This is a genomic window from Streptomyces sp. NPDC048483, from assembly GCF_040651455.1.
Taxonomy (GTDB): Bacteria; Actinomycetota; Actinomycetes; order Streptomycetales; family Streptomycetaceae; genus Streptomyces.
Genome location: NZ_JBEZJZ010000019.1, coordinates 65,147 through 88,141 on the forward strand (window position 1 = coordinate 65,147; position 22,995 = coordinate 88,141).

Below are 22,995 nucleotides of genomic sequence, written 5' to 3' on the forward strand. Positions count from 1 at the left end.
GATGTCCGTACACCTGCACTGGTTTCTGCCGACCGGCGGCGACGGGCGGACCCTCGTCGACCGGCACGCCTACACCGACGGCGGTATCCGGCGCGACCGCATCACCCCGGTGAGCGGGGTACGGGCCCCGGACATCGAGTATCTGGCCCAAATCGCCAAGGCTGCTGAGCAGTTGGGGTTCGAGGCCGTCCTCACGCCCACGGGGACGTGGTGCGAGGACGCCTGGCTGACGACCGTGGCGCTCACCCAGGTGACGGAGCGGCTGAAGTTTCTGGTGGCGTTCCGGCCCGGGGTGATCTCGCCTGTGCTGGCGGCACAGATGGCGGCGACGTATCAGCGGATCTCGCGCGGGCGGCTGCTGCTCAATGTGGTCACCGGTGGTGACTCGACCGAGCAGAAGCGGTTCGGGGATCATCTCGACCATGACCGGCGCTATGCCCGTACCGATGAGTTTCTGCAGGTCGTACGGGGTGTCTGGGGCGGGCAGCCGTTCGACTTCCAGGGTGAGCACTACCAGGTCGAGGGTGGGCTGACGGCGCTGCCGCCGGACCCGCTGCCGCAGATCTTCTTCGGCGGCTCGTCGGCGGCCGCGGGGCCGGTCGCGGCCCGGAACGCGGATGTGTATCTGACCTGGGGCGAGCCGCCGGAGCAGGTCAAGCAGAAGGTCGACTGGATTCGGGGGCTGGCGGAGAAGGAGGGCCGTACGGTCCGGTTCGGGATCCGGCTGCACACGATTTCGCGGGACTCGTCGAAGGAGGCGTGGGCGACCGCCGGGCGGCTGCTCGACGATCTCGATGCGGACACGGTCGCCGCCGCCCAACAGGCTTTGGGCAAGAGCGAGTCGGTGGGACAGCAGCGGATGCTGGCGCTGCACGGCGGCTCCCGGGACAAGCTGGAGATCTCGCCCAATCTGTGGGCGGGGGTGGGGCTGGTGCGGGGTGGCGCGGGTACCGCGCTGGTCGGCAGCCATGCCGAGGTCGCCAACCGGATCGAGGAGTACCACGCCCTGGGCGTCGAGCACTTCGTGCTGTCCGGCTATCCGCATCTGGAGGAGGCGTACTGGTTCGGGGAGGGCGTACGGCCGGAGCTTGCCGCGCGCGGGCTGCTGGATGCGGGGCCGTCACCGCTGGCGGGTGTACCGGCGGCGAACGGTCGGCCCGCGTCGGCGCCGGGCGGGGCGCCGCTGCTGGTGGCGGGGGGACGCTGACGTCGGCCGCGCGATTGCGGGAAAACTCTGTGGTGGTGGGGTGAACTCCTGTAAGGGTGTACGGACTCCGGTACGGACGGAGTGCCGGCTTGAGTCCATCGGCTGACGGGACGACAGGAGTTCACACCATTCACCGGCAGTCGGGCGCCTGATGGTCGCCGATTTTTCTAGCTTTCACTGGCGTGGCTGCGAGCTACGTGACCCGGAACTCGCCCAGGGCACACGCCGAGTTGGCAGACCCGACCGGTGCGGAAGCGTATCTGGGCGCGTTCCGCACCCTGTTGCGCAGCGGGCACCCCGCCGCCACGGGTATTGCGCTCGACCACTTCCAGTATTCCGGTGCGCTGACCCGCTTCGGCGGGCAGAGCGCGGTTGAGGGCTTCGAGGACGAAGTGCTGGCCGCAGCACGGGAGTTGCTGCGTCAGCCGCCGACCCCGGTGGGTGACAGCAGGTTCGTGGGCGCGCATCACGCCAGTGCGCTGAACGCGATGATGAACCTCGCCGAGGGGTCGGACGTGGATCTGATCGCGGATGCCCTGGAGGGTGCCGTCGACGTCCGCGACCGGCTGCACCGCGGCCGGCCGGGCGCTGGAGGACGGTGCGGGGCCGAGCCCTCGCCTGGTCGCGGTGCTCGGGGCCCTGGCGTTCGACGAGAGCCTCGATGTCCGCGACCGGGCGGACGCGCTGTCGCCGTCTCCGTGGAGACCGCCCACCGTGCCCTGCGGACGCTGCTGCGCAGTGGGCATCCGGTGGCCGTGGGGGTCGCGCTGGACCACTGGCACAGCGAACAGGGCATCACGTGGCTGGACGACGAGGAAGCCCGTGCGGTGGAGGAGGCGGAGGTCCTCGCCCGCGCCCGGGAGGTCCTGCGGCAGCCGCCGTCGTCGGGCCGAACTCAGCCCGGAATGCGGCGCCGACGCCGGCCACCTGGGCGCATTGCACACGCTCGAGGTCGCGGAACGGCCGGGGCCGGAGGACGCGGCCGCGCTCGCCGCCGTGGTGGAGCGCCCCGCGAACGCAACGGTGGGGGCCAGGGCCCTTCATACGGCAGCTTCGGTGCTCGAGGACGCGGAGGCGGCGGATCCGCGTCTGGTGGAGGCGCTCGGCGCGGTCGCCCGCGACGGACACCGTTCCATGGTGGACCGCACCCTCTCGCTGTCCGCACTGCACTGGGCCCCCGGCGACGCGGCGACCGCGGAGCTGGTCCGCGCCACCGGCTGCGACGCACTCGACATGCAGGTGAGCGCCGCCCTCGCCCTCACCGAGGAACATCGCCTGGACGACCACCGTGACCTGCTCGTACGGCTGGTCGCGCGATGGCCCGTGGAGGACGCGCCGGTCGGTGCCGACGCGGTCCGCGAGCGCCTGGAAGAGTCGGAACCCACCGGGTGAGCCCAGGTCTGCGCGCCCGCAGGGCACGGCGGGACGTCGGCTAGGACGTCTCGGGCGCCTCCGCCGCGCGCCCCAGGATGTCGAGGAGCCGGAGCAGTTCGGCCCGGTCCTCGGCGTCCAGGGCCGAGAACAGGCCATCCACCACGGCGCGGCGGGGGCCTTCGGCCTCGCGGATGACCGCGGTGCCGTGGTCGGTGAGGGTGACCAGCACCGCCCGGCGGTCGCTCGGGTCGGGCCCGCGGCTGACCAGACCGTCGCGCTCCAGGGCGTCCACCGCCTCGGTCGCGCTCCGGGCCGCGATGCCCAGCTTGGCGGCGATGGCGCTGATACGGACGGGTCCGGCGTGATGGAGCGCCGCCAGCATTTTGCCGCGGGCCATGGTCAGGCCCTGTGCGCGCAGGCCCTCGTTCGCGCGCTTGCGGAGCAGTTTGGTGACGGTGAAGAACCGCTCGGCGACCTCGGACGACGGCGGGGGCGTGGCCGAATCTGTCACACGCATCTCTCTCAGTCTCACGCGATATTGCAGAGGTACCTCATTAACTGGTACCTCTCTATTGAGATGCCGAGGTACCTCAACATGAGGTGCTTCGGCATCGCCTCACCCTATCCAGAGGAGAAATCGATGACGATTCGTCGCGTGAACCACCTGGTCCTGTCCGTCACCGATATCGAGGCCTCGACCCGCTTCTACGTGGACGTCCTGGGGCTGAAGGTCGTGGACCGCATCCCCCGAACCGGCCCCGGCCCGTCAGCGTTCATGGTCTTTCTCCGGTCGTCCGCGGAGTCCACCAACCATCACGACCTGGGCCTGCTGGCGACCGCATCGGCCGCTGCCCGGCCTGCCGACGGCACTCCCCCGGGACTTGTCCATGCCTCCTTCGAGGTCGGGACGGTCGATGAACTTGCCGCCATCAAGGGGAAGTTGGAGTCGGCGGGCAGCGTCAGGCAGTGCCTGGACCAGGGCGCGCATCTGTCGGTCTACGCCGTGGACCCGGACGGTATCGAGCTCGAACTGATCTGGCGGCTGCCGGACGGCGCGTGGTCCTACGACACCGAGATCGAGCGCAAGCCGCTGGACCTCGAGACGGCGCGGGAGCGGTGGGGCGGGGATCTCGTCACCGGTGCCGCTGCCGGAATTCCGGCCTGACGGGAGAACGGGAGAACGGGAGAACGGGAGAACGGGAGCACACCGGCCGGACAGGAGACTCCGGCCGGACGGGAAGACTCGGCCCCCTCGCCGGGTTGGCAGAAGCATGAACCACAGCGGCGGGCGAGCGGACGCGGTCAACGTCGAGGTCCTGGTGATCGGTGCCGGGCAGGCGGGCCTGGCCGCCGCCTTTCATCTGCGGCGGGCCGGCTACGTACCGGACCAGGACTTCGTCGTCCTCGACCACTCGCCGCGTCCCGGCGGCGCCTGGCAGTTCCGATGGCCGACGCTGACGTACGACAAGGTGCACGGGATGCATGCGCTGCCGGGGATGGAGCTGACCGGTGCCGATCCGGACCGGCCGTCGTCCGAGGTGATCGGCGCGTACTTCGCCGGCTACGAGCAGACCTTCGGGCTGCGGGTGCACCGGCCGGTGAGCGTACTGGCGGTGCGCGGCGGCGCGGGCGATGACGGGCGGCTGCTGGTCGAGACGTCGGAGGGGGCGTATGCGCCGCGGGCGCTGATCAATGCGACCGGGACCTGGGACCGGCCGTTCTGGCCGCGGTTTCCCGGGCAGGAGACGTTCGGCGGGCGGCAGCTGCACAGTGCGCAGTACGGCGGGCCGGAGGCGTTCCGCGATGCGCGGGTCGTGGTGGTCGGGGGCGGGACCTCGGCCGTGCAGCAGTTGATGGAGATAGCGCCGGTGGCGGCGGCCACCACCTGGGTGACGCGCCGGCCGCCCGTCTTCCGCGAGGGTCCGTTCGGCGAGGAGGAGGGCCGGGCCGCCGTCGCCCTCGTCGAGGAACGGGTCCGCCAGGGGCTGCCGCCGCGCAGCGTGGTGAGCGTGACCGGGCTGCCGATGACGGAGGCCATCCGGCGCGCCCGCGAGAGCGGTGTGCTGGAGCGGCTGCCGCTGTTCGAGCGGATCACGCCCACCGGGGTGGTGTGGGCGGACGGGCAGACGGTCGATGCCGACGTCATTCTCTACGGGACCGGCTTCCGCGCCGCCATCGACCATCTCGCCCCGCTGAAGCTGCGCGAGCCGGGCGGCGGCATCCGGATGGCGGGCACCCGCACGCTGCGCGACGCGCGGGTGCACCTGGTGGGTTACGGGCCGTCGGCCAGCACCATCGGCGCCAACCGGGCGGGCCGGGCCGCCGTACGGGAGATCCGGCGGCTGCTGGAGCGGGAGCCGGCGGCCGCCGCCCGCTGATCAGGAGCCGGCCCGCGCCCCGCCCCGGAGCCGCGCCTCGTACGACGACGCCGCGTGCTCGACGAGACCGATCAGCACCTCCTTGCAGGACGCGCGGTCGCGGGCGTCGCACAGCAGCACGGGCGTGCCCGGGTCGAGGTCCAGGGCCTGTGCCACCTCGTCGGAGCGGTGCGGGCGGGCGCCGTCGAAGCAGTTGACGGCGACGACGAAGGGGATGTTGCGGTGCTCGAAGTAGTCGATGGCCGAGAAGCTGTCGGCCAGGCGGCGGGTGTCGGCGAGCACCACGGCGCCGAGGGCGCCCTGCGCCAGTTCGTCCCACAGGAACCAGAAGCGGTCCTGGCCCGGTGTGCCGAACAGATACAGCGCGAGGTCGTCGTGAATGGTGATCCGGCCGAAGTCCATCGCCACGGTCGTGGTGGTCTTGTCCTGGACCCCGTCGAGGCTGTCGACCGGGCGTCCCGCCTCGGTCAGGCGCTCCTCCGTACTGAGCGGCCGGATCTCGCTGACCGAGCCGACCAGCGTCGTCTTGCCGACGCCGAACCCTCCGGCCACCAGGATCTTGAGGGCCATGAAGGAGCCGGCGGCCGAGGGGCCGGGGCTCGGCGCATCAGAGCGCGCGGAGTCCATCGATCACTTCCTTGAGAATGTGCGCATCGGGCAACTGGGCGGGCGGCACGGGGCGGTTGACGTGGATCCGCCCCGCTGCCAGCAGATCGCTCAGCAGGACCCGGACCACGCCGAGCGGGAGCCCGGAGTCGGAGGCGATGTCGGCCACCGGGCGGGGCCGTTCGCCGCACAGCGCGAGGATGGTGTGCTGCTCGGGCGAGAGCACGGGGGTGTCGTCGGCGGGGTGGGACGCGGCCTCCACGAGGGCCATCAGCTCGAAGGCCTCGCTGCTGGGCCGGGCCCGGCCCGCGGTCATCGCGTAGAGCCGGACCATCGGCCCCGCTTCGTCGTCGTACCAGTGCGGGGTGGAGTCGGTCATGGGCGGCCCGGTCACTCCACTCCGGCCCGCTCGGGCGTGCCGAGGTGTTCGCCGACCCGCCTGACCAGCCGGGCCATCTCATAGGCGACCAGGCCGATATCGGCCTCGGCGTCGCCGAACACCCCCAGGCAGGACCCGTCGCCGGCGGCCACGACGAAGAGGAAGCCGCCCTCCAGCTCGACCATGGTCTGGACGACCTGGCCGGCCGCGAAGTGCCGGCCGGCGCCCTTGGCCAGGCTGTGGAAGCCGGAGGCGATGGCGGCGAAGCGTTCGCTGTCGTCGCGGGTCAGCCCGGTGGACGTACCGACGGCCAGGCCGTCGCCGGAGAGGACCACGGCGCAGCGGATCTCCAGTACGCGTGACACCAAGTCGTCGAGAAGCCAGTTGAGTTCACCGGAGAGGTGAGCGTGGTGCTGGTCGGCGGTCATCGGGACTCGTCTCCTTGGGTTTCTTCGCCACGGGGCGGCTGCTGGTCCGGATCGCCGGGCTGCTGCTCGGCCGCGGCGTCGCGGCCGCGGTTCCAGCCGGCGCGGAGGGAGGCCATGGTGGCGCGGGCCTGCTCGGGGGAGCGGCGGGGTACGGGGGTGCCTTCGGGATGCGGGACCCAGTCGGGGCGCTGCGGCGGGTCCTTGCGCAGGCCGGGGGCGAGGTTGGCCCGGCGGACGCGGCGGGGCAGGGGGCCGTCGGGGTCTGCCGGGGCGGGCTCCGCCGGTGCGGCCGGGGGTGCTTCCGGGCCGGGCCCGGGATCCGTTCGTACGGGCCGTTGCGGTGCCGGCGGCAGCGCGTGCCGCTCACGGGTCGGGGCGCCGAGTGCCCGCGCCGCGGCGGGCATCCGCCGGTGGTAGAGCGAGGTCATCGGCTCCGCCGCGTCCCCGTCGCCGTCGGCCGCAGAGGCCTCGGCCAGCAGCGCGTCGGGCAGCAGCACGACGGCCGTGACGCCGCCGTACACCGACGGCTGCAGCGCCACCTGAACCTTCTGGCGGTGGGCAAGGCGGTTGACCACGAAGAGGCCGAGCTGTTCGGTGTCCAGGAGGTCGATCTCGTCGGCGTCCGCGATCCGGCGGTTGGCCTCGGCCAGCGCCTCCTTGCCCATGCCGAGCCCACGGTCCTGGATCTCCAGGGCGATGCCCGTGCCCACCCGCTCGGCGCGTACCTGCACCTTGGTGTGCGGCGGCGAGAACATCACCGCGTTCTCGACCAGTTCGGCCAGCAGATGGGTGAGGTCGGCGACGGCTCCGCCGGTCAGCCGCGCGTCGGCGACGGCGGACACCTCGACCCGCGCGAAGTCCTCGGCCTCGGCGACCGCGGCCCGCACCACGTCCAGCAGCGGTACGGGACGGCGCCAGCCGCGGCCGGGCGCGGCGCCGGAGAGGATGATCAGGCTCTCGGCGTGCCGCCGCATGCGGGTGGTGAGGTGGTCGAGCCGGAAGAGGTCCTCCAGTTCCACCGGGTCCTCGGTGCGGCGTTCCATGGTGTCCAGCAGGGCGAGCTGGCGGTGCAGCAGCAGCTGGCTGCGCCGGGCAAGGCTGACGTACACGCCGGAGATGCCGCTGAGCGCCTCGGCGCGGTCGGCCGCCGCCTTGAGCGCGGTGCGGTGCACCGCCACCAGGGCCTCGCCGACCTGACCGACTTCGTCCCGGCCGGTGGCGCGGTCGCCGTCGCGCGGGGCGACGGCGTCGATGTCGACGGGCTTGCCCGCGTACAGGAGTCGCAGCGACTCGGGCAGGTCGCGGCCCGCGACCCGCAGCGCGTCGTTGCGCAGTTCCTCCAGCTCGACAACGAGCCGGCGGCCGATCTTGACGGAGATGAGGAGGGAGAGGAGCACACCGGCCAGTCCCAGGACCACCGCGATGCCGGAGCCGCCGAGGGTGTCGAGGGACAGCGGTTCGGCGGTGCGGGCGGGCCCGGTGGCCGCCGACCGCTGCGCCGCGCGCAGTTCGCGCAGGACCGTGCCGTTGGTCTCGCTCCAGCGGGTGTCGGCGACGGCCTTGGCGGCGGGGGTGCCCGCGCCGGCGTGCCGTACGGCGTCCTCGGCGGACCGGAGGTCGCGGTAGGCCGGTCCGTTCAGGATGCGGTGGTAGGCCGCGGCGTCGGCGGGGCGCAGGTCGTCGACCGCGTGCGCGAACAGTGTGCGCTGGGTGTACACGGCGCCGGTGAAGGCGTCGAGCTGCGCGGGCGACATCCGTCCGGACGCCTGGGCGGCGCCGAGTACCGCGTCCTCGCGGGCGACGGCCTCGCGGGCGCGGGCGAGTTCCAGGACGACGCGCAGCTCCGAGGAGCCGGCCGTGTTCTGCAGGCCGGTCAGGGAGCCGACGACGGCGTGGCCGTGGCCGATGACGTCGGTGTAGCGGCCGGCCGTACGGTCCGGAGCGGTGCTGCCGGTGTCGTGCCGGCCGCGCAGCGCGGACAGTTCGTCGGCGTCGCGGATCAGGCGGTCGATCCGGCCGGGCAGATCGGGGTCGACGCCCTCCGCGTCGGCGCTGCCCGCGTTGACACCGTTGCGGAGCGCGGTCGCGGCGGCGTCCGTGGCCCGCTGCCGGTCGCGCAGGGCCTGCTGCCGTGCGGCGCTCGGGGCGGCGACGGCGCGCGCGGCGGCGCTGCGCTCGTCCTGTACGGCGGCGACGAAGTCACCGACCGGCAGCAGCAGGGTGGTGTTGATCTCCTTGCGCCGGTCGAGGTCGGAGACGCTCCGCGCGGAGGTGACCGTGGCGAACGCCCACAGGGCGATCAGGGAGACCACGGGGACCATCAACAGAGCGACGATCTTCGAGCGTACGGACCGGGGCATGAGGCGGGGCGTCAGGCGAAGCCGGCGGCGGGGCATGCGGTGAGGGGTCCGGTGGGACGTCTGGTGAGGGGCCCGATGGGCGCGGTAATTCCCTCTTGAATTACCGGACTTGGGCGGTGGTGTACCCCCCTCGGGCCCGGAATGGTCCGGGTTCTGCGGTGCGTGCATGAAATCCTCAAGGTGTCAGGAAAAAATGGGGAGTTCGGCATCGTGGAACGATTGCGCGGAGGCTGCTGCGGCACGCTCCCGGGCGGTCGGCGACAATGCGACAAAGGCCACGGTGAGGAAGAGAAAAGAGCCGAGTACCACGGTCAGGGGAAAGATGAATTCCATGGGAGTGGCGCCGGCCAGCGGTGCGCGGGAGGGCTCCAGATCGATGCGTACGGCGGCCATTCCGGTGTAGTGCATGCTGGTGACGGCGACGCCCATCACCAGGGACGCGATGGCCGCACCGGCCGCGCCACGCACATTGAGTGCGGCCCAAAGAGCGGCCGTTGACGCGGCGGCGGAGATGACGTCGGAGAGCACGACCAGGCCCAGGTCGTAGCCGACGTGCCCGTGCAGTCGCATCGCGGCCATGCCCAGGTAGTGCATGGCGGCGACGCCGACGCCGGTGCCCAGGCCGCCCAGCAGCAGCGAGCGCAGCCGGGCGCGGCCGTACCCGACGGTGAAGACGCCGGCGCCGACGACGGCCATGGCCACCAGCAGGCTGAGCACGGTCAGCGGGACGTCGTAACGGATCGGGGTACCGGTGACGCCGAATCCGAGCATCGCGATGAAGTGCATGGTCCAGATGCCGGAACCGATGGCGACGGAGGCGGTCAGCAGCCAGTTGCGGCGCGAGCGGCCGTCGGCGGCCAGCGCCCGGACGGTGCAGCGCAGCCCGAGTGCGGATCCCACGCACGCCATCGCATAGGCGAGGACGGGAGATACCCAGCCGGCGCTGAAGTGGTGCATGTGGCCCACGGAGTTTCCTTTCGCGTGTTTGGTTCGCGGCGACGGACGCTAACACGTGATCGTCTTGTGAAGGTCGTGCACATCCGGCGATCGAATCGGGAAGGAATACGGTTCATTTCACGCAGCGTGGCACTACCGGTGAGTTCCGTGCAGAAATCGCTGGGTAAATGTCCGTCATCACCCGGCACCGGCACTCCTGATTGCGCGTCAATTCCGCGCCGATGACAGCCCCCGCCATTTCGGCAATAAAGATCGGCAATGAGAAAGGTCACGCGAAATCGCGGCCGTCACGGGACGTGATCCCGCTATGCGCCCCCGAAAAGGGAAAAAGGGCACCAACGGGGGCAGTCCGGCGGCGTTTCACGCGGACGACACCGATCCGAAACATGGGAACAAACGAACGCACGCGCGAGTGTTCGTCCGAAAGTGTGATCGATACAGAAAAAGCTTCCACGGACGCGATGCCTCGGATGATGCTTACGAGGCGCAAGCGACGGGCTGCAGACCGTTACGGCGCCTCCGGCCGACATCCCTTGCTGGGCCGGAGAGTTGGTCCCACACCACGCTTTTTCTCAAGGAGAAACACCAGATGAACATCGTCACCAACCTGCTTGCCTGCGTCGTCCACTTCGTGGGTTGGCTCGTCTGACGGACCGCATGACACGGCGCCGCCCCTCCCTGTCCCGGGAGGGGCGGCGCTTCCGTATGCCGGCGCTCTGCGTGTGGCGGCGCTCTCCGTGTGGCCTACTTCTCCAGCTCCTGCCGTGCCGTCTCCGGCAGCACCAGATAGACGACGAACGACACCAGGCACAGCACGGCCACATACCAGGGGAACAGCCCGGCGTTCCCGGACTCCTTGAACCAGGTGCCGACATACGGGGCGGTGCCACCGAAGAGCGCCACGGTGAGGGAGTACGGGAAGCCGATCCCGGCCGCCCGTACGCGCGCGGGGAACACCTCGGCGTTCACGGCCGCGGCGATCGCCGTATAACCGGTCAGCAGCACCATGCCCGCGCACTGCACCAGCAGGAGCGACACCCATGCGTCGGAGACCAGGTGCAGCAGCGGCACCGCCAGGACGGCGAAGCCCAGGGAGAAGCCGAGCAGCAGCGGCTTACGGCCGATACGGTCCGAGAGCAGGCCGCCCAGCGGCTGCAGCAGCGCGAAGAACGCCAGCGAGATGGTGCCGATGGTGAGCGAATCGCCCTTGTCGAAGCCCGCGTTGACCTGCGCGTAGGTGGGCAGGTAGGTGGTCCAGGTGTAGTAGGCGATGGTGCCGCCGACGGTAATGCCGCAGATCAGCAGGGACTGCCGGGGGTAGCGGCGCAGCGCCTCGAAGAGGCCGGGCCGCTCGGCCTCCTGTTCGGCACTTTGGGTCTCCTGCGCGCCCCGCCGGATCCACAGCCCGAGCAGGCTCAGCAGCGCGCCCACCAGGAACGCCACCCGCCAGCCCCACTGCCCCATCTGCCCCTCGCTGAGCTGCCCGGCGAGCAGCGCCGCCGTCCCGGAGGCCAGCAGCTGGCCGATGCTGGTCGAGACGTACTGGAAACTGGAGAACAACCCGCGCCTGCCGGGGCCGGCCGATTCGACGAGGAAGGTCGTGGAGGCCGCGAACTCGCCGCCCACCGACAGGCCCTGCACCAGCCGGGCGATCACCAGGACGACGGGCGCCAGCACCCCGGCGCTCGCATAGGTCGGGGTGAGAGCGACCAGCAGGCTGCCGCCGCCCATCAGCAGAATGGTGAGGGTCAGCGCCGGCCGCCGGCCGCGGCGGTCGGCGACCGCGCCCATCAGCAGCCCGCCGACCGGCCGCATGAAGAAGCCGACCGCGAAGACCGCGAAGGAGGACAGCAGCGGCACCAGGGAGTTGCCGCTGCTCTTGGGGAAGACCTGCTCGGCGAAGTAGGCCGCCAGGAAGGAGTACGCGTACCAGTCGTACCACTCGACGGCATTGCCCACGGAGGCGGCGGCCAGTTGCCGCAGCTGTGACGGCGGGCGCCCGCCGGTGGGCGCCCGGTCCTTGGTGATGTCCTGTGCGCTCGGCATGGTCCTCCGCTTCCCGACCTTCTCCCGGTCCTTCTCCTGGGCCTGCTGCTGGGGCAGGATGATCCGACAGGTGATCATCCACCGGTGCGGCGGATGGCCGCCAGAGCACGCGGCGGCCCGAAAGGAGACGGCAACGTGCGTAAGGAGCTGGCAACGTGCGCGTAGCACTGTTCGTCACCTGCATCAACGACACGCTCCACCCGCGGACGGGACAGGCGGTGATCACCCTCCTGGAACGCCTGGGGGTGGAGGTCGCATTCCCCGCCGAGCAGTCCTGCTGCGGCCAGCCGCAGTTCAACACCGGCTACCGGCATGCCACCGAGCCGCTGGTACGCCGTTTCGACCGGGCCTTCAAGGACTACGAGTACGTCGTCACCCCGTCCGGTTCGTGTGCGGCCATGGTGCGCGACAACTACCCGCGGATCGGGGCGAAGGCGGCAGCCGAGGGACGCGGCCGGGAGCTGGCCGACGCGGCGGCGCTCGCAGTGCCGAAAACATACGAGCTGACCGAATTCCTAGTGGATGTCCTGAAGGTGGAGGATGTCGGCGCCTCCTACCCGCACACCGTCACCTATCACCCCACCTGTCACGGTCTGCGGATGCTCGGGCTGGGCGACCGCCCGCGACGACTCCTCTCGCATGTCAAGGGGCTGGAGCTGCGCGAGCTGCCGGGCGCCGAGGAGTGCTGCGGCTTCGGCGGCACCTTCGCGGTGAAGAACGCGGCGGTCTCGGCGGCGATGGGCGCCGACAAGGTCCGTCACATCACCGGGACCGGCGCCGAGGCCGTCTGCACGGTCGACAACTCCTGCCTGCTGCACATCGGCGGCACCCTCGCGCGGCAGGGCTCCCCGGTCCGCCCGGTCCATATCGCCGAAATCCTGGCCAGTACGGAGGACAGTCCGGCTGAGGACAGCCCGGTGGAGGATGGTGCGACGGGCCATCCGGCCGGGACCCGTTCGGCCGCCGGCACGGAAGGGAGCGGGCGATGAGCGGCACCTATCTGGGCATGCCCGCGTTCCCCAGGGCCGCGGCGGCCGCCACCCGCGACACACAGCTGCGCGCCAATCTCACGCACGCCACCCACACCATCCGCGACAAGCGGGCCAAGGCCGTCGCGGAGCTGGACGACTGGGCGCAGCTGCGGACCGCGGGCGCCGCCGTCAAGGACCGTACGCTGCGCCATCTCGACCACTATCTGGAGCAGTTGGAGACGGCGGTCATCGCGGCGGGCGGGCAGGTCCACTGGGCGGCCGACGCGGACGAGGCCAACCGGATCGTCACCCGGCTGGTGCAGGAGACCGGCGAGCGCGAGGTCGTCAAGGTCAAGTCGATGGCGACGCAGGAGATCGGGCTGAACGAGGCGCTGGCCGAGGCCGGGATCCGTGCGTACGAGACGGATCTGGCGGAGCTGATCGTGCAGCTCGGCAAGGATCTGCCGTCGCACATCCTGGTCCCGGCGATCCATCGCAACCGCTCCGAGATCCGCGACATCTTCCTTGAGGAGATGGGGAGTTGGGGACGTCCGGCACCCGAAGGGCTGTCCGACTCCCCCGCCGAGCTGGCGGAGGCCGCGCGGCGGCATCTGCGGGAGAAGTTCCTGTCGGCGAAGGTCGGGATCTCCGGCGCCAACTTCATGGTGGCGGAGACCGGCACCCTGGTGGTCGTCGAGTCGGAGGGCAACGGCCGGATGTGCCTGACCCTGCCCGAGACACTGATCTCCGTCGTCGGCATCGAGAAGATCGTCCCCACCTGGCAGGACCTGGAGATCTTTCTGCAGCTCCTGCCCCGCTCGTCCACCGCCGAGCGGATGAATCCGTACACCTCCACCTGGACGGGCACCACGGACGGCGACGGTCCTCGGACCTTCCATCTGGTCCTGCTCGACAACGGGCGCACCGACACCCTCGCCGACACCGTCGGACGGCAGGCGCTGCGCTGCATCCGCTGCTCGGCCTGCCTGAACGTCTGCCCGGTGTACGAGCGGGCCGGCGGGCATGCGTACGGCTCGCCCTACCCCGGCCCGATCGGCGCCATCCTCACTCCCCAACTGCGCGGTATGGCAGGGCCGTTGGAGGCTTCCTTGCCCTATGCCTCGTCGCTGTGCGGGGCCTGCTACGAGGTCTGCCCGGTCGCCATCGACATCCCCGAGGTGCTGGTGCATCTGCGGGAGCGGGTGGTGGAGGGCGGTCCGGTGACCCGGCGCGGGGAGCGTACGGTCCTCAAGCCGGCCAAGGGACACGCCGCGGAGCGGGCCGCGATGCGGGCGGCGGGCTGGATCTTGGCGCATCCTCACGCGCTCCGTGCCGGGATGCGCCTGATGACCCGCACAAGGCGGCTGTCGGGGCCGGGGCGTGCCTGGTCCGACACCCGCGATCTGCCGGCCGTACCGGCCGAGTCCTTCCGCGACTGGTGGGAGCGCACCCGTGGCGGTGGCGGTGGGGGCGGTGACGGTACGCCGTCCTCGGAGCGGCCAGGGGGTGCCAAGTGAGCAGCCGGGACGTGGTGTTGGGGCGGGTGCGGCGGGCGCTGGCGGATGTGCCGGGCGGCGAGGGGCCGGGCGGTCCGCCGGTGGAGCGCGGCTACCGGCGAGTGCACGGCTCGCGGACGACCGCGCAGAGCGTCGATCTGCTCGCCGAGAACCTCGCGGACTACCGGGCGGTCGTGCACCGCAGCGACGCCGAGGGGCTGGCTACGCTGATCGGCCGGCTGCTGGCGGAGCGCGGCGCGCGGACGGTGGTGGTGCCGACGGGGCTGGATGCGGTGTGGCTGGCCGCCTCCCCCGTTGCCCTCGTCGAGGACCGTGCCGCGAGTACGCCACACGAACTCGATGCCGTGGACAGTGTGGTGACGGGCTGTGCGGTGGCCGTCGCGGAGACCGGCACCATCGTCCTGGACGCGGGGCCCGAGCAGGGCAGACGCCGGATCACCCTGATTCCGGACCACCACATCTGCGTCGTCCGTGTCCCGGACCAGGTCGTCGGCTCGGTGCCGCAGGCCCTGCCGCGGCTGTCGCCCGGCCGGCCGCTGACCTGGATCTCCGGCCCGTCGGCGACCAGCGATATCGAGCTCGACCGGGTGGAGGGGGTGCACGGTCCGCGGACCCTGGAGGTGATTCTGCTGGGGGACGGCACGGCCGATTCCCCGGGCGGGCACAGGGCGGAGCGGGCATAGAGCGGGCAGAGAGCGGGGTGGGCGGAGACGCAGGGCGCGGCGCTCCGTCCGTCGGAACAGGTGTGCGACCCCGCTGTCAGTGGGGACTTCTACACTGATCGGGATGCCACATCCGCGCATGCGGTGCGGGGTTGCGCCGTCCGGGGGGAGGGAGCAGATGATGCTGCGGCAGCGCGTACGACCACAGGTGTCGCGGGCGGGCGGCGGGACGCCCGCGCCGGAGCCCGGATTGTCGCCGTCGCCCTCGGGTGCGCCCGCTGCCGCTCCCTCCCGGCTGCTCATCTGGCTCGGGCGGCTGGGCGCGCCGGCCACAGCGTTCGCGGTGTTCCAGGCGCTGCTGGGGGTTCTGCCGTCACAACTGGCGGGCGAGGCGGCGCGGTACGGCGTGGCGGCGACGGCCGGTGTCGGGGTGGGTGCGGTGGTCTGGCTCGCGGCCGCGCTGCTGCATGCCCGCGCCGCGGCCGGCGCGCGATCCGCGGTGGCCGCGCCCGCGCCGTCGCCGGTCGGTCCGCTGCCGGAGCTGATGGACGGTGCGTACGAAGCGCTGCGGCGCGGCCTGTCGGTGATCGATGTGCCCGGCAGCGGGCCGCTCACGGGCTGGCCGCACTCTCTCGCCGAGAGCGATCCGCCCATACATCCGCCGGTGTATCCCACTGCGTTCGGCACGGCCTACGGTCTGCATCTCCTCCTGGACATCGCGCCGCTCGACGGCCGAATACGGGTCGGTGAGGTCGCCGAGACGCTGTGGCGGCTGCGGCTGCCCGGCGGTGGCTGGGCCGCGCGTTCGCAGGGCGGCGGGGCGCGCCCCGAGGTGTCCGCGATCGTGCTGGGCGCACTGGCGCGGGCCGGTGCCGATCCGCGGCTGCTGCAGTCCGAAGTCCGCTCCTGCGAGGCGCTGTTGGACTCGGAGCACGATGCGCCGGGGCTGGCCAACACCTACGTGGTGACGAATGTGCTGCGCGGGCTGCTGCGGGCCGCGCCCGGCTCCGCCGCGCTGGGCGGGCTGCGCAGGGTGCTGGTGAACGGCGCCACGGCCGATCCGGTACGCGGCAACCACCGCTGCTGGGGCGCGGCGCTGGCCACCGGGCGCCGCAATCCCGCGCCGTCCGCGGCGCACACCGCACGGGCGGTGGTGACGCTGGACCGGGCGGCGCAGGTGCTGGGCGAGGACGAGCGGCAGCGCGCGGTGCGCGAGGAAGGGCTGCGCTGGCTGCTGGCGAGCGGCGCGGCCAACCTGGAGAACTGCCAGGAGGACGTGCGACGGCCGGGCCAGGAGGACCCACTGCATCAAGAGCTGCTGTCGGTACGGCATTTCACGGCCGCCTGGGTGGCCCGTGCGCTGATGACGGACGGGGCGCGGCGGGTCGCGGCGGACGGTGCGGGGCTGCCGGTGTGGGAGGCCCAGCTGACCGCGGCCGTGGCGCGGGTGCACGGCATGCAGCGAGGCGGGGTGTGGCGGTGGGACGACGGGCCCATGGGCCACCCTGTGTGGATGGCGTATCAGGGCCTGTCGGTGCTGCGCCGGCATGCGCTGATGGTCCACCGGCCGTAAGGGCGGCCGAGCGTGCGGTGGCCCGCCGGCGGTCGGCGGCGCCGGTGAACGGGAGGCAGGCATGCAGGTCGAGGAAGCCCGGCGGCTGCTGGCGGACCGGCTGGGCGGCGGGCCGCGGCCGCCGTCCCCCGAGGCGGCGCGGGAGGCGATCGCCCGGCTGGCACGCCCGGACTCGCTCGGCCCGTTGGCGCGCCGATTATCCGCCGGCAATCAGGATCTCCCCGGCTGCCTCCGCCTCTCGTACCGCCATGTCCTGGGCTTCGACAAGCTGTTGCTGCTGGGCGGAGCGCCGCGCTACATGCTGCGGGTCCATTTCTGGCACGGCGGGACCGGTCAGGCCCCCGAGGACATCCACAACCACCGCTGCGCGATCGCCTCGGCGGTGGTGCGCGGCCGGGTCCGGATGGAGTGCTATGAACCGGTCCGGTACGAGCCGGATGGATACAGGCCCGTCGGGTACGGGCCGGTCGCGGACACCGGGGCCGGTGTGCCCGCGATCGCCTACCGGGAGACCATCGACGGTCCCGGCGGCGCATGGCGGCTGCGGCGCATCGGGCACGCCCGGCTGCGGCTGGTGCGCGACGAACGGTACGGCGCCGGGAGCAGCTACGGCCTCGATGCCCGGGCGCTCCACCGTGTGGTGAGCGAGGAGCCGACCGTGACGCTGTTCCTGGAGACCGCGGCGCAGCGCTCGGTGACCGACGTCTACGTCAGGAGTGGTGGCGGCGCCGAGCGGCCGGATCCGCCGCCCAAGACTCCATTGGCTGCGGCCGCCTATCTCGCCGAACTCGACGCTCTGGCATGCTCTTTGGGCTACTGAGCCCGGCCGGCGCGAAGCGCAGGGAGCCGGCCGCCGTCGCGGTACGGAAGCCGGACGCATCCAGCCGCCCGCCGAGGGCCTGGCGGATCACGTCCAGGTTGTATGCGTCGACCCCGATCCCGGCCAGTTCGGCCGGCCGCGCCCAGAGGTAGGCCTGGTCGGCGCTGGGCAGCACCACGTCCAGGGTCAGCGGACGGACGGCGAAGTTCTCCTGGTGGTTGCGGACGCGCCGCCCCTGATAGTCACTCAGGAAGCTGGACGATCCCGTATGCGTGACGATGGCGCCGAGGAGTCCGGTCTCCTCCTTCAGTTCCCGCAGGGCGCCGCTCGCGGCGGACTCCCCACGGTCCAGCTTGCCGCACGGTACGCCCCACGCACCGGGCAGAAAGCGTTCGCTGTAGCTGCGGCGCACGATCAACACGCGCGCGTGGTGCACCACCACGGCCGAGGCCAGGTAGGTGTGGGCTGCGGGCTGATTCATCAGACATCTCGCGTTCCAAGGGGACGGGCTCCTGGGCCCGAGCGGACGTCCACCGTACCGGCGATGCCTTGCGGGCGGACCGGTCGCGGCAGCCCGGCGGGCGGGCAAGTGGGGTGCGAGGGGCGGCAAAGTGGCGTACGGGTGGCACACACGTGGCGTACGAGGGTCTTACCGTGGGCGCGCAGACGTTCGACCCTGCTGGTTCCTGTTGCCTTACGTTCGGAGCTGTCGCATGAACGCACACCGTCCGAGCCGCCGGTCGTTCCTTGTCACCAGCACCGCACTTGCGGGGTGGGCCGCTCTCTCCGCACAGAAACTGGCCTTCGCGGCGGAGGTCGCCGACGACGACGGCGAGTGGAACGCCCGGCCACGGGTCTTCCAGCTGAACCGTGAGCCGGCCCGCGCCCAGCTCATCCCGTAGCAGGACACCGGATCGGCGCTCGCGGGCATCGTGGCGGACTCCCCCTACTACCGTTCCCTGAACGGCAGTTGGCGCTTCCACTGGTCGAAGAATCCGGACGAGCGGCCCACGGACTTCGCCGCGGACGGCCACGACGACAGCGGCTGGGACCGGATCTCCGTGCCCTCCCACTGGGAGATCGAGGGCTGTCCCGAGCCGATCCACCTCAATGTCAGATACGCGTGGATCGGCTACGAGACCCCGAACCGCCGCATGTCCCGGCGGGCTTCAACCCGGTCGGCTCGTACCGCCGCTCCTTCACCGTGCCCAAGGACTGGGGCACCCGCTGCCGCTTCGCTTCCCGGTAGCCGTTCGAGGCGGCCTGCCCCTTCTTCGGCTTCCTGCGGGCCATCATCCGCTGGTATCGGGCAAGCTTCTGCGCCGCTGTCTTGCCATGCTGGGCATGGGGAAGGTCGTGGGCATCGGATGTGGTGGTCGCGGTCTCCTTCACACCCCAGTCGATCCCGATCACGGCCCCGGTCGCGGGAAGCTGCTCCGTCCTCGTCGCCACCACAAAACTCGCGTACCAGTGACCGATGCTGTCCCGGTACACGCGCACACGGGAAGGCGGCTTGGGAAGGTCCCGCGACCACACCACCGTCAGCACGATGCCGCCGGCGAGGTGCAGACGACCGTCTTTCAACCGGAAGCCGCGCAGGGTGTACTCCAGCGTCGGCAGCGCCTCACGCTTCTTCTTGTACCGGGGCATCCCAGCCCGCTGCCGCATCGGCAAGTGGGCCCTGACGTCCTTCAACGCCTTCGCCCGCGACTTGCCGAAGTCACGTATCAACTGCTGCTGAGGAACACCGGCCCCCTCACGCAGCCACGGCGTAGCGGTCCGTGCCTCGGTCAGCATCTTCGCGAGCTGGACCGGCCCGCACGTGCGCTTGCCCTCAGGGTTGTCCCTGTTGTGCAGGTGGACGGCCTGGGACTTGGCCACGCACTCGTTCCACACCCTTCCCCAAGCTCTCGGCTCCGCTCGAGCAGGGGAGACCCCATTCACCGCGCCCACTCCGCTTCGAGTGCGGACCGCGCACCGGACGACACGCGCACACGGAAGGTGAACCGGGCATGCCCGGAACCCCCCCCCGCCGTCTGCACCACCGCCGCCATGTCCGCCAACCTATCTGGGAGGACTGACAATGGAGAGTTCTTGATCATTGTGGGCCGGCTCACCCCCGTCGCGGGGCGGACGCCGGACACAGCGTCGCCGCCGAGCAGTTCGCCCTCCCCCGGCACACCCTGCGGCCGGGTCCGCTGCTCCCCGGCCTGCCGATGGTCGGCGCCCTGCTCACCGTCCCGGCCGGCCTGAACACCTTCGACCGGTACGGCCGCGGCCCCCAGGAGAACTACTGGGACCGCCACACCGGCGCCTTCGTCGGCCGCTACCGCACCACCGTCGACGCCCAGTACGGCCCCTGCGTCCGCCCGCAGCAGACCGGCAACGTCACCGACGTCCGCACCGCGACCCTGACGGACCGGGACGGCATCGGCCTGCAGGTGACCGCCGAACCCGGCAAGGACGCCCCGCTCCTGGAACTGAGTGCCCTGCACCACACCCCCACCGACCTCGACGGGCCCCGGCACCCGTACGAGCTCGAGCGCCGCGCCAAGACCCAACTGGACGTGAACCACCGGCAGATGGGCGTGGGCGGCAACGACTCATGGGGCGCGCCACCCCTCGAGAAATATCTCCTCCACGCGGACCGGACGTACAGCTGCGCATACCGGCTGTCGCCGGCGTGACCGGGTATCCGGCAGGCGGGCGTCGTTCAAGGGGGCCGGGTACCGCCCACCGGCCGCCGAGGCGAAGCGGCGTGCGGTCAACGCCCTACGGCTGCGCCGTCGGCGCGGTCTCGCGGGAGGCCGCGCGGGCGGTGTGCAGGGCCCAGCCGATGAGCGGTGCCTGGGCGGGCAGGCGTCCATAGGCGAGGGCCCTGAGGGGCGCGGGGCGGTGGCGCCAGTCGTGGGCCATTTTGATGTTGGCCGGGAAGACGGCGGCGAAGAGGCCCGCGGCGGCCAGGGCGCCGACGCGGCGGGTGCGGGGCAGGGCGATGGCGGCGGCGACGGCCAGTTCGGCGGCGCCGCTGGCGTAGGTCCAGGTGCGCGGGGTGCCGGGGAGCCGCCGGGGCACCATGGCGTCGAACGGCTTCGGGACGAGGAAGTGGGCGGCCCCGGCACCGGCGAGCAGCTTGGCCAGGAGGCGGGCGGAACGGGCGGTGTCGGCCACGGCGGACTCCCTGGAGAGACGAGTGGGTGCGGCGGCCGCCCCGACCATTGAACTGGCCGCCGCGGGGATGACCTTACCCGCGAGTTACTTAGCGGTCATCACCTGATCGCCGGCCGGGGTGAGGTATGCGTCACCCTCGTCGGCCGGAGACGCCGGAGACGCCGGAGCGGCCGAGGAGTCCCCCGGTGCCCGGTCGGCGTCGCGCCGTACCAGGGCCGCATACCGTCCCCCGGCGGCGAGGAGTTCGTCGTGGGTGCCGCGCTCGGCGATCCGGCCGGAGTCCAGGACGACGATCTGGTCGGCGTCGCGGACGGTGGAGAGACGGTGCGCGATGGTGAGGGTGGTGCGGCCCTTCGACAGCGCGTCGATGGCCTGCTGGACGGCGTGTTCGGTACGGGTGTCCAGGGCGCTGGTGGCCTCGTCCAGGACGAGTACGGGCGGGTCGCGCAGGATCGTACGGGCCAGGGCGAGACGCTGTTTCTCGCCGCCGGAGAAGCGGTAGCCGCGCTCGCCGACGAGGGTGTCGTAGCCGTCGGGGAGGGCGGCGATGTGGTCGTGGATCTGGGCGGCCCGGGCGGCACGCTCGATCTCCTCGTCGGTGGCGTCGGGCTTGGCGAAGCGGAGATTGTCGGCGACCGAGGCGTGGAAGAGGTACGTCTCCTGGGAGACCACGCCGACCGAGCGGGCGAGGGTGTCGAAGGCGAGGCCGCGGACGTCCTCGCCGTCCAGGGTGACCCGGCCCTCGGTCACGTCGTAGAGCCGTGGCACCAGATAGCTGAGGGTGCTCTTGCCGCTGCCGGTGGGGCCGACGACGGCGAGGCTGCCGCCGGCGGGGACGGTCAGGTCGATGCCGTCGAGCGTCGGGGCGGCCTCGGGGTCGTAGGAGAACGTCACGTTCTCGAAGCGGACCTCGCCGCGCGGGGACGGGAGGCGCACCGGCTCGGCGGGCTCGGTGATGGCGACCGGCAGGTCGAGGTATTCGAAGATGCGCTGGAAGAGCGCGAGGGAGGTCTGCATCTGGACGCCGGTGGACAGCAGCGAGACCGTGGGGCGCAGCAGGCCCTGCTGGAGCGTGACGAAGGCGACCAGGGTGCCCAGGGAGAAGTTCGGGCCGCCGAGCTGGAGGACCAGGCCGGCCGCCCAGTAGATCAGTGCGGGCATGGCGGCCATGACGATGCCGATGGTCGCCATCCGCCAGCGGCCGGCCATGCTGGCGCGGATCTCCAGGTCGACCAGGCGCTCGGACTCGTCGGCGAAGGTCTGGGTGAGGGAATCGGCGCGGCCCATCGTGCGGCCGAGCAGGATGCCGCTGACGGACAGCGATTCGGTGACCATCGCGGACATCGACGCCATCTGCTTCTGCCGCCGGGCGGTGATCTTCTTGCGTTCGTTGCCGACCCGGCGGCTGATCCAGACGAAGAGCGGCAGCAGGAGCAGCGAGACGACGGTCAGGCGCCAGTCGAGGGCGATCATGGCGACGATGGTCGCGACGACCGAGGTGAGGTTGGCGACCAGGGAGGTGGCGGTGGAGGTGACCGTCGCCTGCATACCGCCGATGTCATTGGCGATCCGGGACTGGACCTCGCCGGTGCGGGTGCGGGTGAAGAACGCCAGCGGCATCCGCTGGAGCTTGGCGTAGACGGCGGTGCGCAGGTCGTGCATGACGCGCTGGCCGACGGTGGTGGACAGCAGGGTCTGCAGCACGCCGAAGACGCTGGTGGTGACCGCCGTGGCGATCATGCCGAGCGCGAGGAGAGTGAGCAGTCCGGTGCGCCGGCCGGGTATCGCGACGTCGAGTATCTCGCGGAGCAGGAACGGCGAGGCCACCGAGACGAGGGACGAGGCGCCGACGAGCAGGCCGACCAGGGTCAGCCGGGCGCGGTAGGGGCGGAAGAGGGAGAGGATCCGCCGCAGCTGGACCGGTGCGTCCGGGTCCTTGGGCGGCGGGGTCCAGTGCGGTTCGTCGCTGCGCATGGGCTCCTACGAGGGGTGAGAGGGTACGGAACTTTACGGAGCTTAGCTCATTGTTACCTAAGCTCACAATGAACCATGTCCTGCTACCCTCGGGACATGCCCACCCCTGAGCCGACGACGGTCAGCGCCAACCTCCCCGAGCAGCTGGTACGGCTGACCCGCCGGATGCAACGCGCCCAGAAGCGCCACCTGGCGCACCTGGACATCGCCTTCACCCCCGCGCAGTCCCGGCTGCTGCGCATCGTGGGCCACTGCCGCGACACCCCGCCCCGGATGGCCGACCTCGCCCAGCGGCTGGAGGTCGTCCCCCGGGCGGTGACGACGCTGGTGGACGCGCTCGAGGCGCAGGAGGCGGTACGCCGGGTGCCCGATCCGGCCAATCGCCGGGTGGTACGCATCGAGCTGACCGACACCGGCCGGTCCACCCTGCGCGCGTTGCGCAGCGCGCGGCGGGCCGCGGCGGAGGAGATCCTGGCTCCACTCACCGCCGACCAGCGCGAGGTGCTCGGCGGCCTGCTGTCCACTCTGGTCGACGGCCCGGGTGAACCGCACTGACCTGACGCACCGTCATC

At 71.7% G+C, this 22,995-nt stretch carries 22 protein-coding genes and 1 pseudogene; 12 read left to right on the forward strand and 11 right to left on the reverse strand.

What is annotated here, in order from left to right; translation table 11 throughout:
• Window position 1 precedes the first annotated feature (1 nt).
• Both AB0D04_RS13075 and AB0D04_RS13080 read left to right on the forward strand, forming a co-directional pair.
• Entirely contained in the window at window positions 2–1,207 is a 1,206-nt protein-coding gene (locus tag AB0D04_RS13075) for an LLM class flavin-dependent oxidoreductase (RefSeq protein ID WP_362702405.1), read from the forward strand.
• 936 nt (window positions 1,208–2,143) lie between these two features.
• The gene (locus AB0D04_RS13080; protein WP_362702407.1) at window positions 2,144–2,599 is read left to right on the forward strand and encodes a hypothetical protein; all 456 of its coding nucleotides are present in this window, start codon (window positions 2,144–2,146) and stop codon (window positions 2,597–2,599) included.
• Window positions 2,600–2,639: 40 nt separating this feature from the next.
• On the opposite strand, the gene AB0D04_RS13085 is transcribed toward AB0D04_RS13080, so the two are convergent.
• Window positions 2,640–3,098, reverse strand: a complete 459-nt coding sequence (locus AB0D04_RS13085) for a MarR family transcriptional regulator (protein ID WP_362702409.1) — start codon at window positions 3,096–3,098, stop codon at window positions 2,640–2,642.
• A 123-nt stretch (window positions 3,099–3,221) separates the two neighbouring features.
• Between AB0D04_RS13085 and AB0D04_RS13090 the strand changes: the two genes are divergently transcribed.
• Both AB0D04_RS13090 and AB0D04_RS13095 read left to right on the forward strand, forming a co-directional pair.
• Complete coding sequence (locus AB0D04_RS13090) at window positions 3,222–3,746, forward strand: VOC family protein (RefSeq protein WP_362702411.1); 525 nt, start codon at window positions 3,222–3,224, stop codon at window positions 3,744–3,746.
• Window positions 3,747–3,852: 106 nt separating this feature from the next.
• Window positions 3,853–4,959 carry an NAD(P)-binding domain-containing protein gene (locus tag AB0D04_RS13095; protein ID WP_362702412.1) on the forward strand — a complete coding sequence of 369 codons (1,107 nt, stop codon included), beginning with the start codon at window positions 3,853–3,855 and terminating at the stop codon, window positions 4,957–4,959.
• On the opposite strand, the gene AB0D04_RS13100 is transcribed toward AB0D04_RS13095, so the two are convergent.
• The 6 genes from AB0D04_RS13100 to AB0D04_RS13125 all read right to left on the reverse strand — a co-directional run bounded on the left by AB0D04_RS13100 (window position 4,960) and on the right by AB0D04_RS13125 (window position 11,735).
• Window positions 4,960–5,586, reverse strand: a complete 627-nt coding sequence (locus AB0D04_RS13100; protein WP_362702414.1) for an ATP/GTP-binding protein — start codon at window positions 5,584–5,586, stop codon at window positions 4,960–4,962. It abuts the gene before it with no gap.
• Entirely contained in the window at window positions 5,567–5,944 is a 378-nt protein-coding gene (locus tag AB0D04_RS13105; RefSeq protein ID WP_362702415.1) for a DUF742 domain-containing protein, read from the reverse strand. The genes AB0D04_RS13100 and AB0D04_RS13105 overlap by 20 nt, the downstream gene beginning before the upstream one ends.
• Before the next feature lie 11 nt (window positions 5,945–5,955).
• A complete protein-coding gene (locus AB0D04_RS13110; protein WP_362702416.1) occupies window positions 5,956–6,372 on the reverse strand; it encodes a roadblock/LC7 domain-containing protein in 417 nt (138 codons plus the stop codon).
• Window positions 6,369–8,732 (reverse strand): nitrate- and nitrite sensing domain-containing protein, encoded by a 2,364-nt coding sequence (locus AB0D04_RS13115; RefSeq protein WP_362702417.1) that lies wholly within the window; start codon window positions 8,730–8,732, stop codon window positions 6,369–6,371. Before AB0D04_RS13115 ends, AB0D04_RS13110 begins: the two co-directional genes overlap by 4 nt.
• A 183-nt stretch (window positions 8,733–8,915) precedes the next feature.
• Entirely contained in the window at window positions 8,916–9,698 is a 783-nt protein-coding gene (locus AB0D04_RS13120; protein WP_362702419.1) for an MHYT domain-containing protein, read from the reverse strand.
• A 735-nt stretch (window positions 9,699–10,433) separates the two neighbouring features.
• Complete coding sequence (locus AB0D04_RS13125; RefSeq protein ID WP_362702482.1) at window positions 10,434–11,735, reverse strand: MFS transporter; 1,302 nt, start codon at window positions 11,733–11,735, stop codon at window positions 10,434–10,436.
• Window positions 11,736–11,890: 155 nt separating this feature from the next.
• Between AB0D04_RS13125 and AB0D04_RS13130 the strand changes: the two genes are divergently transcribed.
• The 5 genes from AB0D04_RS13130 to AB0D04_RS13150 all read left to right on the forward strand — a co-directional run bounded on the left by AB0D04_RS13130 (window position 11,891) and on the right by AB0D04_RS13150 (window position 17,278).
• Window positions 11,891–12,724 (forward strand): (Fe-S)-binding protein, encoded by an 834-nt coding sequence (locus AB0D04_RS13130; RefSeq protein WP_362702421.1) that lies wholly within the window; start codon window positions 11,891–11,893, stop codon window positions 12,722–12,724.
• Window positions 12,721–14,223 (forward strand): lactate utilization protein B, encoded by a 1,503-nt coding sequence (locus AB0D04_RS13135; RefSeq protein ID WP_362702423.1) that lies wholly within the window; start codon window positions 12,721–12,723, stop codon window positions 14,221–14,223. The genes AB0D04_RS13130 and AB0D04_RS13135 overlap by 4 nt, the downstream gene beginning before the upstream one ends.
• The gene (locus AB0D04_RS13140) at window positions 14,220–14,906 is read left to right on the forward strand and encodes an LUD domain-containing protein (protein ID WP_362702424.1); all 687 of its coding nucleotides are present in this window, start codon (window positions 14,220–14,222) and stop codon (window positions 14,904–14,906) included. Before AB0D04_RS13135 ends, AB0D04_RS13140 begins: the two co-directional genes overlap by 4 nt.
• Before the next feature lie 157 nt (window positions 14,907–15,063).
• A complete protein-coding gene (locus AB0D04_RS13145) occupies window positions 15,064–16,458 on the forward strand; it encodes a hypothetical protein (protein WP_362702425.1) in 1,395 nt (464 codons plus the stop codon).
• Window positions 16,459–16,519: 61 nt separating this feature from the next.
• Window positions 16,520–17,278, forward strand: a complete 759-nt coding sequence (locus tag AB0D04_RS13150) for a hypothetical protein (protein ID WP_362702427.1) — start codon at window positions 16,520–16,522, stop codon at window positions 17,276–17,278.
• Here AB0D04_RS13150 and AB0D04_RS13155 read toward each other — a convergent pair.
• Window positions 17,169–17,759, reverse strand: coding sequence for an NUDIX hydrolase (locus AB0D04_RS13155; protein ID WP_362702429.1), 591 nt, complete (start codon window positions 17,757–17,759; stop codon window positions 17,169–17,171). The two genes, AB0D04_RS13150 and AB0D04_RS13155, sit on opposite strands and share 110 nt — an antisense overlap.
• Before the next feature lie 232 nt (window positions 17,760–17,991).
• On the opposite strand from AB0D04_RS13155, the gene AB0D04_RS13160 reads away from it, so the two are divergent.
• Window positions 17,992–18,180: a twin-arginine translocation signal domain-containing protein gene (locus AB0D04_RS13160; RefSeq protein ID WP_362702431.1), complete on the forward strand. Its 189-nt coding sequence runs from the start codon at window positions 17,992–17,994 to the stop codon at window positions 18,178–18,180.
• Window positions 18,181–18,505: 325 nt separating this feature from the next.
• Here AB0D04_RS13160 and AB0D04_RS13165 read toward each other — a convergent pair.
• A pseudogene (locus AB0D04_RS13165) lies at window positions 18,506–19,332 on the reverse strand (transposase); the annotation flags it as partial.
• A 162-nt stretch (window positions 19,333–19,494) separates the two neighbouring features.
• Between AB0D04_RS13165 and AB0D04_RS13170 the strand changes: the two are divergent.
• Entirely contained in the window at window positions 19,495–19,965 is a 471-nt protein-coding gene (locus AB0D04_RS13170; RefSeq protein ID WP_362702433.1) for a beta-galactosidase small subunit, read from the forward strand.
• A gap of 85 nt (window positions 19,966–20,050) precedes the next feature.
• On the opposite strand, the gene AB0D04_RS13175 is transcribed toward AB0D04_RS13170, so the two are convergent.
• Together AB0D04_RS13175 and AB0D04_RS13180 are read right to left on the reverse strand one after the other, a co-directional pair.
• A complete protein-coding gene (locus AB0D04_RS13175) occupies window positions 20,051–20,449 on the reverse strand; it encodes a DoxX family protein (RefSeq protein ID WP_362702434.1) in 399 nt (132 codons plus the stop codon).
• 84 nt (window positions 20,450–20,533) lie between these two features.
• The gene (locus AB0D04_RS13180; protein ID WP_362702435.1) at window positions 20,534–22,423 is read right to left on the reverse strand and encodes an ABC transporter ATP-binding protein; all 1,890 of its coding nucleotides are present in this window, start codon (window positions 22,421–22,423) and stop codon (window positions 20,534–20,536) included.
• Window positions 22,424–22,519: 96 nt separating this feature from the next.
• On the opposite strand from AB0D04_RS13180, the gene AB0D04_RS13185 reads away from it, so the two are divergent.
• Window positions 22,520–22,978 carry a MarR family transcriptional regulator gene (locus tag AB0D04_RS13185; protein ID WP_362702437.1) on the forward strand — a complete coding sequence of 153 codons (459 nt, stop codon included), beginning with the start codon at window positions 22,520–22,522 and terminating at the stop codon, window positions 22,976–22,978.
• Window positions 22,979–22,995 lie beyond the last annotated feature (17 nt).